The following is a 12,821-nucleotide window of genomic DNA, read 5'->3' on the forward strand; positions in this document are numbered from 1 at the left end:
GCAAGAACCTTCGCAAGCGATTCCGCAACGAATTTACATTTTGACAATGGAATCCATAGTAAAGATCCGAAATATAGGCAGAATCCGGCGCGCCGATGGGGCGCGCCCCGCCATCGGTGGTGAGGGAACAGGCTGGTCCAGCCGCCCGTGATCGAATAGTCGCATGACAGGTGGGGCAGTACGCACGTTCCGGGGACTCAACGCAGAACCATTCTCAGGGCGTACGCCCAGCGGAGCCGGTGATCTCTCCGTGGAGACGCACGGTATCGCTCCCGTGACGGCCGAGCAGCGCTACGGCACCCCCGGGCGCCTCTTCACGGTGTGGTTCGCCCCGCAGGTCAACATGACCGGAGTGTTCACCGGAACCCTGGCCATCACGCTGGGACTCGGATTCTGGCTGGGACTGGTGGCCATGGTCATCGGCACCGTTCTCGGCGGACTGGTGGTCGGCTACCTGTCGACCTGGGGGCCGCGCACGGGCACCGCTCAGTTGCCCGCCGCCCGCCTGGCCTTCGGGCCCGGGGTGGTGCTGCCCGCCGCGCTGCAGTGGCTGTCGTCGATCGCCTGGGATGCGCTCGTCGGACTGTTCGGCGGCGAGGCGCTCTCGGTGCTGCTCGGCATCCCGTTCTGGGCCGCGGTGCTGATCGTGCTCGCCATCCAGGGCGCCGTCGGATTCTTCGGCTACGAGGTGATCCACCGACTGCAGGCCGTCCTCACGGTGGTGCTCTTCGTGACGTTCGTGGTCTTCGCGGTCAAGTTGGTCAGCGGTCATGACGTGGTGACCGCCGCGGCGGTGGCCGGCCCCGATCTGGTCGGTGCGTTCGTCCTCGAGGTGACCATCGCGCTCAGCCTGTCGATCTCATGGGCCAGTTACGCCGCCGACTTCAGCCGCTACCTGCCCGCGCAGTCGTCCCGGCTGAAGGTCTTCGGCTACACCTTCGGCGGCATGGTGCTGGCGTACGTGTTCGTGCAGGCCATCGGGATCGCCGCAGCCGGTGTGATCGGTGACCACACGGCCGCCGGGGTGCGCGACGTGATGGGCGGCGGCATCCTGGGCGCGGTGGCCCTGCTGATCATCGCGCTGGCCTCGATCGGGTCCGGCGTGATGAACGACTACAGCGGCTCCCTGGCCCTGCAGACCATGGGAGTCAAGGTGCGCAGGCCGTTCTCGGCCGCGCTGGTCACCGTGGTCGCCTTCGCCCTGATCCTGTGGTTGCACGGCGCCGACACCGCGACCCGCTTCCAGGATGTCCTGCTGCTCGTCGGCTACTGGATCCCGGCTTTCGTGGCCGTGGTGGTCATCGACTGGCTGCTGCGGACCTGGGGACGCGTCGACCCCGCCGTGGACGTCGCCACCGAGCCGACGCGCCGCGCAGACGGGTTCGCCGCGCTGCTGGTGTTCGTGGTGTCCTACGCGGCGGCGATCCCGTTCATGAACACCACCTTGATCCAGGGCCCGGTCGCCGTGGCATGGCACGGCGCCGATGTCGCGTATTTCGTGAACTTCGTTGTCGCCGTGGTGCTCTACGGCGGCTACCGGCTCGTCAACGCACGGTCCCGAAAAACGTCCTGACATCCTCTACGAACAGTTCGGGCTGTTCGAACGCGGCGAAGTGCCCGCCGCGCGGCATCGTCGTCCAGTGGGTGATGTTGTAGGCGTCCTCGCACCAACTGCGCCGGGTGCGCAGGATCTCCTTCGGGAAAGCCGCGACACCCGTGGGGAGTTCGACACGTTCACCCTGCCCGAAGCCGGTGAAGCTCTCCCAGTACAGCCGGGCCGATGAGGCGCCGGCGCCGGTGATCCAGTACAGCATCACGTTGTCGAGAAGTTCATCGCGCGTGAGCACATTCTCGGGGTGGCCGTCGCAGTCGGTCCACGCCCAGAACTTCTCCACGATCCAGGCCAGTTGTGCCACAGGGGAGTCCACCAACCCATAGCCGAGCGTCTGGGGCCGCGTCGACTGCTGTTTGGAATAGCCGGTGCCCCACTTGCGATGGGCGTGCAGCGCGGTGAGGATCGCGGCGTCCTCCTCGGCGGGGGATTCCAGGGCGGCTTTGGGCGGACGGCCGATCGGCATGTTGGTGTGGATGCCGATGCACCCGTTGATGTCGCCGCCAGAGCGGCTCCGGCCGCCCCCGTTTCGCCCGATCTGCGTCGTCACCGCGGATCCCCAATCCCCACCCTGGGCGCCGTAGCGGTCGTAACCGAGGCGGTGCATCAACGTGTCCCAGGCCTGCGCGATGCGCTCCACACCCCAGCCGGTGGACGTCGGCTTGCCGGAGAACCCGTAGCCGGGCAGCGACGGGCACACCACGTGGAAGGCGTCCTCGGCGCGGCCGCCGTGGGCGGTCGGATCGGTGAGCGGGGCGATCACCTTCTGGAACTCGACGATGGACCCGGGCCAGCCGTGGGTGATGAGCAACGGGAACGCGCCGTCGTGCGGCGAACGCTGGTGGATGAAGTGGATGTCCAGGTCATCGATGCTGGAAGTGAACTGTGGGAAGCGATTCAGCGCGGCTTCGCGGACCCGCCAGTCATAGTCTTCCGCCCAATACCGGGCCAGCTCACGGGTGTAGGCCAGCGGAATGCCCTGACTCCAGTCGTCGACGCATTCGGCTTCGGGCCAGCGGGTTGCGGCCAGGCGCCGCCGCAGATCGGTCAGCTCGTCGTCGGGCACCGCGATGCGGAAGGGCGCAATGTCGCTCATGCCGTCATCGTGGCACGAACAATCGGGTCGGTTCGGAGCGCCCACGCAGGACTTCCTCGTGGTGCGCACACCAGAACCCGCGCTCGGTGTCGTCGGCGCGGTCCACGGCCGCACCCGAGCACGCGATGCGGGCGCTGGTCGTCTTCGCCGCATCGGCCAGCCTTGCGGCCTCGTTCACCGGATCGCCGATCACGGTGTACTCGTAGCGGTTCTCCGCACCGATGTTGCCCGCGAAGGCGGGTCCCGCCGAGACCCCGATGCCGTAGTCGAGCTCCTGGCGCCCCAGTGCGGCGGCCAGGGTGCGGGCCGCGGCCAGCGCCGAGGTGGCCGCGGTGTCCGACGCGATCGGCGCGCCGAACACGGCCAGCGCCGCATCACCCTGGAACTTGTTGATCAGCCCGTCGTGGGCGTCGACGGCCGCCACCACGATCTGGAAGAAGTCGTTGAACACCTCGGCGACTTCGGCCGGCGTGCGGGTCATGGCGAGCGCCGTCGAACCGGTGACGTCGACGAACAACACGGCCACTTCGCGGACGTCGCCGGACAGCACATCGTCGGCCTGGACCGCCAGCCGCACCACGTCGGGGCCGACGTGGCGGCCGAAGAGGTCGCGCAGCCTGTCGCGTTCCTGCAGGCCCGCCACCATCCGGTTGAACCCGCTCTGCAGCCGCCCGATCTCCGACTGCTCGTACACATCGACCTGTTTGCCGATATGCCCTTTCTCGACGTCGGCCATCGCGTCGATGATCTCGCGCAGCGGATCGGAGATGGAGATGGAGACCAGCATCAGGGTGCGCAGCCCGAGGAACACCGACACCAGCGACAGCAGCACCACCGGAACGTCCACCGAAGCGGTCTCGGGGATCAGCCAGCCATTGGCCCGGCAGATGACCATGATCGCGATCGTCGCGCTCGGCCCGGCGGTGGTGAGTGTCCACATCAGCACCAACCGAGCCTGCACACCGGGCGCGGTGACACGGCTCTCGAAATCCCTTGTCGCCGCCGCCACCACGGGACGGGTGACACGCTGGGTGAACAGCAGGCTGCTGCTGGCCGTGGAGATGCCGCCGAACAGCACCGACAGCTCGATCAGCAGGATCGGCATCCAGCCGGTCACATCGTTGGTGACGATGAAGATCGCCCCGCTGAGCAACCAGATCAGCAGCAGCAACACCGACTGTGATCGGATCATGTTGATCGCCGTGCGGCGCTGACGCACATCGGGTTCGATACCGGCCTCGAACCAGCGCAGCGACGGCGCGATGATGCGGTAACCGCCGATCGCGGTCAGTACCGTACCCAGCAGCACCACCACGAGCAATGCCGGAAGGTCGGCCTTGGGCACCAAAGACTGCGCGGCACTGGAGTTCTGGCGGCCCAGCGAGACCAGGACGATGACCACCTCGGCGGAGGTGAGCAGGTGCGCGAAGACCAGACCGGCGGTGAAACGGGTCGCCCTATTGAGGGACATCGGTGTAGGCCAATGTGTAGCCGTCGGAGGAGAACGTGAACCCTCTGCCGCTGGCCTCACTGCCGCACGACACACCGGAGGCTTCCTGGACGTTGCAACGGAATCCGGCCACCGCAAGTACCGTTCCGAACGGCAGGGTCGCCGCGGGCCCGGGCTGCAAGCTGAATGGATCACCTTCGGCCGCAATGAATTGCGCATCGCCGTCGCGGTCGATCACCAAGGCGTTCGGGGTAGCCGCACCGCCGTCGGCACCGGGCACGGTAGTGGGTGCGCCGGTGATCGACAGCGCCGCAGACCCTGCGGCCTGGCAACCGGCCTGCGCGTGCGGAACGACCGCGCACCGCCACCGGCCGCTGGGCGTGGTGAAGTAGTAGGCCTGCTGCTCGCCGGAGGTGGCGTAGAACTCACCGGCCGTGGCCAGGTGAGCATTGGTGGCGTACGAGGGAAGCGACGGCGGCGCCGCGGACGTCGAAAGGGGTACGTGGGGTTCGCCGGTGTTGATGACGGTGGGCCCGCTGCACGCCGATATCGCGAGCACCGCCCCCACGGGCAACAGCCAGGACCAAGAGGTGGCGTCTTTGCGGCGTGCCATGGGCTCAGCGTAGGGGATCACCCGCCGGCGCCATTGACGCACGCTGAACACAACCGGTGACGCCGCCGCGGCCACCGGGAATGCTGCCGGAGTGACCCGTGTAATACGTTTCAACGCCTTCGACATGAACTGTGTCGCCCACCAGTCTCCCGGCCTGTGGAAACACCCCGAGGATCAATCGGCGCGCTACAAGGACCTCGAGTACTGGACCGAGCTGGCCAAGCTGTTGGAACGCGGCCGCTTCGACGGCCTGTTCATCGCCGACGTGCTGGGTACCTACGACGTCTACGGCGCCAGCGATGAGGCCGCGATCCGGCAGGCGGCCCAGATCCCCGTCAACGACCCGCTGCTGCTGGTGTCGGCGATGGCTTTGGTCACCCAGCACCTCGGCTTCGGCATCACCACCGGCACCGGTTTCGAGCACCCCTACCCGTTCGCCCGGCGTCTCTCGACGCTCGATCACCTCACCAAGGGCCGCGTCGGCTGGAACGTCGTCACCGGGTACCTGCCCGCCGCCGCGCGCAATATGGGCCAGACCGACCAGCCCGCGCACGACGCCCGCTACGACCACGCCGATGAGTACCTCGAGGTCCTGTACAAGCTGTGGGAGGGATCGTGGGAGGACGACGCCGTCGTCCGTGACAAGGACCGTGGCGTGTTCACCGACCCCGACAAGGTGCACCACATCGGGCACGAGGGAACGCATTTCAGCGTTCCTGGCGTCCATCTCTCCGAGCCGTCCCCACAGCGCACCCCGGTGATCTACCAGGCCGGCTCGTCACCGCGCGGGGTCCGGTTCGCCGCCGAGAACGCCGAGGCCATCTTCACCGCAGCGCCGACGAAAGCCATTCTGAGCGAGACGGTGACGACCATCCGGCGTGAACTGGAGATCGCGGGACGTGACCCGTACGCCGTGAAGATCTTCAACTTGTCGACCGTGGTCACCGCGGCCACCGCGGAGGAGGCGCACGCCAAGCACGCCGAGTACCTGTCGTTCGGCGACCCCGAGGGTGCCCTGACGTTCATGTCGGGCTGGATGGGTGTCGACCTGGCCCGCTACGGGTTCGACGAGCCGGTGGGCAATGTCGACTCCAACGCGATCCTGTCCGCGGTGGCAGCGTTCCAGTCCGCGGATCCCGACGGCGGGGAGTGGCAGATCAAAGACATCGCCGAGTGGGGCAAGATCGGTGGCCTCGGACCGCGTTTCGTGGGATCGGGTGCACAGGTGGCGGATTCACTCCAGGAGTGGGTGGAGGAGACCGACGTGGATGGGTTCAACTTCGCCTACGCGATCACGCCCGGATCGTTCACCGACATCGTCGACCACGTGATCCCCGAACTCACCGCACGCGGCGCCTATCAGCCCGAATACGCGCCGGGGACCCTGCGCAACAAGCTGCTCGGCAAGGGTGACCGGCTGCCGCAGGAGCATCGCGGTGCCAGTTACCGTGTCGGCGGCAAGAATTCGACGATCATCGACCGACCCTCGACGCTGCCGTCCTCGGCCGCATCGGTGGCCGCGCAGCCGACTCGGGGCAGGTAGCCACCAGCGTGCGCCTAGGCTGGCCCGGTGGATGCTTCACGACTCCGCCGGGCCACCGGCGCCGATCACGCTGCGGTACACGGCCTCGTTGCCGAGGCCTTCGGGAAGTATGTGGACCGGATCGGCCGACGGCCGGCACCCATGGACGCCGATTTCTCTGCGGCACTGAATGATTCACTGGTGTGGCTGATCGAGCGGGACAACCGCGTGGAAGCCGTGCTGGTGCTCGAACACCACGCCGACCACGTGCTGATCGACACCATCGCCGTCGATCCCGGGGCGCAGGGGCGCGGATACGGCGCCCGACTGCTGGAACGGGCCGAGTCCGATGCCCGCGCACTCGGACTGACCGAGGTGCGGCTCTACACCAATGGGGCGATGACCGAAAATCTGACGTACTACCCGCGTCGTGGGTACGAGGAGACGGGACGCCGGAGTGCGGACGGTTTTCAGCGGGTGTACTTCCGTAAGCGGCTCTAACTCTGACTAACGGGCGCGAGCGTGCGCGTCTGAACACCGACACGCCGCACATGGTGTGCAAACGTGCACGCTCGTTGCTGGTCAGCTCACCCCTACAGCGGGAGCAGGATGTCCTTGACGCTCGGATCGGTCGCCAGGAACTGTTGTACCGCAGGATCTTTGAACGTCTCGACCAGCTTCTTGATGTTCTCGGTGTCGGCCCACTGGGTGCCGATGGTGAGCTGACCGGCGAACTCGTCGGGCGCCGGGGGCGCGAAGATCTGCTGCTTGAGCGGCACCTTGGCGGCGAGGTAGTACTCGGTATAACCGACGGCGGCGTCCAGATCCGGCAGCGAGCGGGACTGCGCGGCGAAGTCCAGCAGGGTGAATCGCAGGTGCTTGGGGTTGCCCTCGATGTCCTTCTGCGTCGCCTGCCACTTGTCGGTGCCGGGCTTGAGCGTGATCAGACCGGCGCGCTCCAGCAGCCAGAGACCCTGCGCCTCGTTGGCGGGGTCGGAGTACAGCGAGACGTTGGCACCGTCGGGCAGTTGGGACACGTCGGTGTATTTGTCGGACCAGATTCCGAAGCCCCACCGGAATACCGGGGTCGCGGCGGTCTCACGGAAGTCAGGGTTGGCCTCCAGCACCTGGCCCAGCCACAGCTTGTGCTGATAAACCGTGCCTGCCACCTCGCCGTCGTTGACGGCCCGGTTGATGGTGTTGCTGTCCGACAAGCCGCGGAAGGCGACCTTGATCCCGTGCCGGGGTGCGACTTCCTTGCCGATGTACTCGATCAGTGCCTGCTCTGCGGCGTTGCCCTCGTTGGTGGCGACCACCAGCGTTGCTCCGGCAATCTCGTTGGCGGACTTGGTCTCATTGAAGAAGGCGTAGCGGACGACGACGGCACCGACGATGACGACGGCGAGCCCGAGCGCGATCCAGGCCCACTTCGCGTTCCGCTTGAGTTCGAAACCGTGGTCATCCTGTTCTCGGCCGGTGTCTGTGGTGGGCGTGGTGGTCATGCGGGAACCTTTCGGCGCAGGGGTGAAGTGATGTGGCCCCGGCGGTGCGGGGTGGTGTACCGGACCAGCGCGTCGCCGGTGAGTTGGACCAGCGCGACGGTGATGACCAGGATGACGATGGTGGCGAGCATCACGCCCTGATCGAACCGCTGGTAGCCGTATGTGACTGCGACATAACCGATCCCGCCCGCGCCGATGGTCCCGGCGATCGCGGAGTATTCGATCATCGCGATGATGTTGATGGTCAGGCCGCCGATGATGGAGGGCACCGCCTCGTTGAGCTGGGCGGTGCGGATGATCTGCAGCCGGGATCCGCCTGAGGCCCGGGCCACCTGGACGACGGCCGGTGGCACCGAACGCAGTGAGTTCTCCACGATGCGGGTGAAGAAGGCGATGCCGGCCAGCGACATCGGCACCACCGCGGCGGCGATACCGATGTTGGTGCCGGTGATGAAGCGGGTGAACGGCATGATCGCCGCCATCAGGATCAGGAAGGGCAGCGATCTGCCGATGCTGATCACCCAGCTCAACGTGGTGTGCAGGGCTGGATTCTCGAACAGTCCGCCCTGACCCAGATTGTGGATCAGTGCACCGAGCGGGATGCCGACCAGCACCACGATGGACATCACGATCCCGACCATGATCAACGTGTCCAGCAGAGCCGGGAAGAGCAGTGCGGGCAATTCGTTGAACGGAACCTTGCTGTTGGCCAGCAGCATGTCGGTCACGCCACCACCTCCAGCTGGTGGTCGAACCGAGGGGCGCAGCGCAAGGGCGCGCGCGATGCCGACCCGTTGGCGCTGGCCACCGGACAACTGGAACGGATAGTGCTGCGCGCGTTGCGAAAGCCCCACCCGGTCGAGCAGTTCGGCCACCCGCTTCTGCGCCTCGGCGGCGGTGACCCCGAGGTACTCCAGGGGCAGCGCGACGTTCTCGGCTGCGGTGCGCCGCTCCAGCAGTCCCGAGGACTGGAAGACGGTCCCGATCCGGCGGCGCGCGACACGCAACTTGCGGGCCGACAGGGTGGTCAGGTCGTCGCCGTTGACCACCACCGATCCCGAGGAGGGGAGTGTCAGCAGGTTGATACATTGCGCCAGGGTGCTTTTGCCGGCCCCGCTGGGACCCACCACGGCGAGGATCTCGCCGGTGTCCACGCGGAAGTTGATCCGATCCAGCACCACCGTGCGCTGCGCACCGTGACCGTAAGCCTTGGTGACATCGGTGAGTTCGATCATGGGCGTCGACGCTGTCAGAACGGACAGTGCGGCGAAACCTTTGCACTCAGCGTGAATGCAGACGACCCTGATTGACTCCAGGCTGAGCAGAAGCATTGAGCCCGGTGCGGTCGACGGCCACACTCAGTCCGTTATGAGTATCGACGAGTCGCAAGCCGACACCAGTTCCCACGGATTCACCCTGCAGAAGCGCCGCACGTGGCCTTTCATCGCGATCGCCGTCGCGCTGGTGGTGGCTGTCGCCGCCTACTTCTTTGTGTTCCGTAGCAACGGAACCCAGTCGGCCAATGAGACGGCGGGCGCCACGTTGCAGGTGGTGTACCTCGACTCCAATCCCGCGGAGAAGGCGATCATCGACTACATCGGAGAGCATGTCGCTTCCGATTACGACGTGAACGTCGCCGCCGTCGGACTCGGTGACAGCACCCAGATCAACAGCGCGATCAACGACGGCCGGTACGCCGGTACCATTTTCCAGCATCGGCATTGGTTGCAGCAGGTGCTGGATGCCAATCCCGGATTCAAGGAGCAGGCGGCAACGGGCCCGTTCTTCCACTGGGTGTTCGGCATCTGGTCGGACAAGTACAAGTCCGTGCAGGATCTTCCCGACGGCGCGACCGTGTCGTTGCTCGCCGATCCGGCGAACAACGCCCAGGGCATCTGGTATCTGGCTCAGGCCGGCCTGATCACTTTGCGGCCGGATGCCGACGTCACTGCGTTGACGCAGAAGGACATCGCCACCAATCCCAAGAACCTGAAGTTCACCCTGCTCGACTTCGGCGCCCAACCGCGTGCACTGCCCGACTTGGACGCCATCGTCGGCTACGCCGAGTCGTTCCTCGCCGCAGGGGTGCCGGAGGACAAGCTCATATTCGCCCCGAAGTCTCCCGACGAGTTCGCCTCGGTGCTGACGGTGGGCAGCAACTACGTCGACACCCAGAACATCCAGAACCTGATCAAGGCGTTCAAGGATCCGCGGGTGCAGACGTTCATCGAGAACGATCCCGAAGTGAAGAAGCTGGCACTGCCCGGTAACCCGGCATGACCCGACAGCTCCATTTCGGACTGAACGTGTTGTCCGACGGGATGCATCCGGCGGCTTGGCAGCACCCCTCCGCCGATCCGAACTGGTTCACCGACCCGGCCTACTGGATCAACCTGGCGCGCATCGCCGAACGCGGCACCCTGGACGCGCTGTTCCTGGCCGACAGTCCGTCATTGTTCCAGTCGCCCGGTGAGCCGCTGGTCGCCCCGCCACTGGCCCTGGATCCGATCGTGTTGTTGTCGACCCTGGCGTCGGCGACCACGCATCTGGGCCTGATCGGCACGGTGTCGACCTCGTTCGAGGAGCCATACAACCTGGCGCGCCGGTTCGCGTCGCTGGACCACCTCAGCTGCGGCCGGGTGGCATGGAACGTCGTCACCAGTAGCGATCCATACGCCTGGAACAACTTCGGCCGTGCGGGAAATCCGTCCGCGCAGCCGGCGCGCGACGAACGGTACCGCCGCGCAGCAGAATTCATCGATGTGGTGCGCGCTTTGTGGGACTCCTGGGATGACGACGCGGTGCTCGCCGACAAGCGCACGGGAGCGTTCAGCCGGGTCGGGTCCATCAACACCATCGACCATCGCGGTGAGTTCTTCCGCGTCGACGGTCCGCTTACCCTGCCCAGGTCCCCGCAGGGGCACCCGGTGCTGTTTCAGGCCGGCGGTTCAGCGGGCGGACTGGATCTGGCGGCCCGCTACGCCGACGGGGTGTTCGCCGCGCAGGCATCACTGCCGGATGCGTTGCGCAATGCAGAGGAATTGCGGACGCGAACCGTGGCCCATGGGCGACCGCGCGACGCCGTCAGGATCATGCCGGGGTTGTCCTACGTGCTCGGCAGCACCGAGGAGGAGGCGCACCGACGGCACCGGGAGCTCAACGACCTGGCGGGGGAGCGCCGGCTGGCGCACCTGGCAGGTCAGCTTAGCGTCGACCCGGCGGAGCTGGAATGGGATAAACCGTTGCCGCGGTGGTTGATCGATGGCGCCGAGACCACCGTGGGGTCCCAGGGTGCCCGCGACATCGTCGTCAACCTGGCCCGCCGGGAGAACCTCACGGTGCGACAACTTCTCGACCGGGTGATCACCTGGCACCGCCTGGTGGTGGGATCGCCGGAACAGATCGCCGATGCCATCGAGGAGTGGTTCGTCGCCGGCGCGGTGGACGGCTTCAATCTGATGCCCGACGTCTTCCCTTCCGGCTTGGAGCTTTTCGTCGATCATGTGATCCCGATCCTGCGTGACCGGGGACTGTTCCGACGGGAGTATCGGCACACCACGTTGCGCGGGCATCTCGGACTGGAACGGGTCCCTGATCGCCGCGCCACGCTACCCGCGCAGGCTAGCGGTCTGTGATCCCCGTGCGCACATAGGCTTCGACGAGGTCGGCGATGATTGTGGCGCCCCGGCTGTTCTGATGGACGTGGTCGGTGGTCAGCAGCAGGCCGCGACGTTCGCCGATCCGATCCCAGGACCGCCGCAGCAGAAGATGCTGCACCATCGCCGAATACCACGCTCGTTCGCCGGACGGCAGCGGCACCTGCACGGCATCGTTCAATCGCAGGTGGTCGCATTGGTGCTCGAACAACGGTAGGTAGTCCACGTTCCGCCGGCGCGCGATCTCCGCGGTGATCTCGGCGAATTCCCGGCCGGTCCGCACCGCCGGGGAATCCAGTTCCTGGCCGAGCACCGGGGGCGAGAGTACCGCGATACGTGCATCGGTCTCGGCCTGCAGACGACCCACGATCGCGTCGAGATGCTCGCGAAAGTGCTGTGCGCTCGGGGCGTACGGCAAGTCGCACCGTTTGATGAGCAGTCGGGCGTTGGCGTCGCTCAGGGTTCCCCACACGTCGTTGGTTCCGATCAGGACCGTGACGACCGTGGGCCGTTGTTCGATGATCGGATCGAGGCGTTGCAACAGCCCGTAGGACACTTCGCCGTTCACCCCGTCTGCGGTCACGGTGACGTCGTCATCGCGCAGACGTTGCGTCAGCATTCCGGCGTAGCCCACCCCGTATTCGCCGCGGGTGTTGCTGTCGCCGATGCACATCACCGCGACGCTCATGCCGCGGTACGCAATTCGAACCGCAGTACATGACCCAGCAGGCCCGTGCTGGCGTCCGTCGCAAAGCCCGCTTGGGCGCCTTCGTCGGTAAACTCTGCGGGGGCGAACAGCCGGAACGGCGATCGGTCCAGTCGGTGAATCGCGGTGGCCAGCGGGGTGCGCACCAGGTCGTAGCCGACGAACACCCCGCCAGGACGCAACACCCGGGACGCCTCCCGCAGCGCTGCCTCCCAATCGATCACGTGATGCAGCATCAGGCAGCTCACCACCGCGTCGAACGAGTCGTCGGGGAACGGCAGCGAGGTGGCGTCGGCGTTACGCACCGAGGTGTTCGGCGTATCGCGCAGCCGGTCGGTGGCCGCCGACACCATGACGGGGTCCAGATCCGTGGCAGTCATCGTGACGCCGGGGTGTTCGCGTACCAACTGTTCGGCGATGGCCCCGCTGCCGCTGCCGATTTCGAGCACGTCACGCCCCAGCGTCTCGGCTGCCAGCGAGCGGACCACCGCTCCGGTGCTCGTACGCCACAGCGCTCCACAGCAGAACGCCCGTTCGACTTTCGACATCGCCGGCATGGTGTTGTTCCCTTTCGTAGGCTTACGCCCTCAGCCTGCTTTGTGTCCCTCGGGTGCGCTTGTACGGATCCGTCCAGTCTCCCCGTACCTCCGGTCGACGCCAAGTC

12 protein-coding genes and 1 pseudogene are annotated in these 12,821 nt (G+C 66.4%); 5 read left to right on the forward strand and 8 right to left on the reverse strand.

What is annotated here, in order from left to right:
- The first annotated feature begins 163 nt into the window (after positions 1-163).
- A complete protein-coding gene (locus tag AC1DY7_RS19900; protein ID WP_477495422.1) occupies positions 164-1,573 on the forward strand; it encodes a purine-cytosine permease family protein in 1,410 nt (469 codons plus the stop codon).
- Here AC1DY7_RS19900 and AC1DY7_RS19905 read toward each other — a convergent pair.
- From AC1DY7_RS19905 to AC1DY7_RS19915, 3 genes are read right to left on the reverse strand one after another with little or no spacing between them, the layout of a single operon-like run.
- On the reverse strand, positions 1,545-2,699 hold the full coding sequence (locus AC1DY7_RS19905) for an epoxide hydrolase family protein (RefSeq protein WP_477495557.1): 1,155 nt from the start codon (positions 2,697-2,699) through the stop codon (positions 1,545-1,547). The two genes, AC1DY7_RS19900 and AC1DY7_RS19905, sit on opposite strands and share 29 nt — an antisense overlap.
- Positions 2,700-2,712: 13 nt before the next feature.
- Positions 2,713-4,179: an adenylate/guanylate cyclase domain-containing protein gene (locus AC1DY7_RS19910; protein ID WP_477495423.1), complete on the reverse strand. Its 1,467-nt coding sequence runs from the start codon at positions 4,177-4,179 to the stop codon at positions 2,713-2,715.
- Positions 4,166-4,771, reverse strand: coding sequence for a hypothetical protein (locus AC1DY7_RS19915; protein ID WP_477495424.1), 606 nt, complete (start codon positions 4,769-4,771; stop codon positions 4,166-4,168). The genes AC1DY7_RS19910 and AC1DY7_RS19915 overlap by 14 nt, the downstream gene beginning before the upstream one ends.
- A gap of 91 nt (positions 4,772-4,862) precedes the next feature.
- Here AC1DY7_RS19915 and AC1DY7_RS19920 point away from each other — a divergent pair, with 91 nt between their 5' ends.
- Together AC1DY7_RS19920 and AC1DY7_RS19925 are read left to right on the forward strand one after the other, a co-directional pair.
- Positions 4,863-6,314, forward strand: coding sequence for an LLM class flavin-dependent oxidoreductase (locus tag AC1DY7_RS19920; protein WP_477495425.1), 1,452 nt, complete (start codon positions 4,863-4,865; stop codon positions 6,312-6,314).
- A gap of 27 nt (positions 6,315-6,341) precedes the next feature.
- Positions 6,342-6,794, forward strand: coding sequence for a GNAT family N-acetyltransferase (locus tag AC1DY7_RS19925; RefSeq protein WP_477495426.1), 453 nt, complete (start codon positions 6,342-6,344; stop codon positions 6,792-6,794).
- Between the two features lie 92 nt (positions 6,795-6,886).
- On the opposite strand, the gene AC1DY7_RS19930 is transcribed toward AC1DY7_RS19925, so the two are convergent.
- The 3 genes and pseudogenes from AC1DY7_RS19930 to AC1DY7_RS19940 all read right to left on the reverse strand — a co-directional run.
- Positions 6,887-7,795, reverse strand: coding sequence for a MetQ/NlpA family ABC transporter substrate-binding protein (locus AC1DY7_RS19930; RefSeq protein WP_477495427.1), 909 nt, complete (start codon positions 7,793-7,795; stop codon positions 6,887-6,889).
- Positions 7,792-8,514, reverse strand: coding sequence for a methionine ABC transporter permease (locus tag AC1DY7_RS19935; protein ID WP_477495558.1), 723 nt, complete (start codon positions 8,512-8,514; stop codon positions 7,792-7,794). Before AC1DY7_RS19935 ends, AC1DY7_RS19930 begins: the two co-directional genes overlap by 4 nt.
- 45 nt (positions 8,515-8,559) lie before the next feature.
- Positions 8,560-9,126, reverse strand: a pseudogene (locus tag AC1DY7_RS19940) (ATP-binding cassette domain-containing protein); the annotation flags it as partial.
- Positions 9,127-9,163: 37 nt separating this feature from the next.
- Between AC1DY7_RS19940 and AC1DY7_RS19945 the strand changes: the two are divergent.
- Positions 9,164-10,075: a MetQ/NlpA family ABC transporter substrate-binding protein gene (locus AC1DY7_RS19945; protein ID WP_477495428.1), complete on the forward strand. Its 912-nt coding sequence runs from the start codon at positions 9,164-9,166 to the stop codon at positions 10,073-10,075.
- A complete protein-coding gene (locus AC1DY7_RS19950; RefSeq protein ID WP_477495429.1) occupies positions 10,072-11,430 on the forward strand; it encodes an LLM class flavin-dependent oxidoreductase in 1,359 nt (452 codons plus the stop codon). Before AC1DY7_RS19945 ends, AC1DY7_RS19950 begins: the two co-directional genes overlap by 4 nt.
- Here AC1DY7_RS19950 and AC1DY7_RS19955 read toward each other — a convergent pair.
- Positions 11,417-12,139: an SGNH/GDSL hydrolase family protein gene (locus AC1DY7_RS19955; protein ID WP_477495430.1), complete on the reverse strand. Its 723-nt coding sequence runs from the start codon at positions 12,137-12,139 to the stop codon at positions 11,417-11,419. The two genes, AC1DY7_RS19950 and AC1DY7_RS19955, sit on opposite strands and share 14 nt — an antisense overlap.
- On the reverse strand, positions 12,136-12,705 hold the full coding sequence (locus AC1DY7_RS19960) for a class I SAM-dependent methyltransferase (RefSeq protein ID WP_477495431.1): 570 nt from the start codon (positions 12,703-12,705) through the stop codon (positions 12,136-12,138). Before AC1DY7_RS19960 ends, AC1DY7_RS19955 begins: the two co-directional genes overlap by 4 nt.
- Positions 12,706-12,821: the final 116 nt, after the last annotated feature.

The organism is Mycobacterium sp. P2_H7, assembly GCF_056403275.1.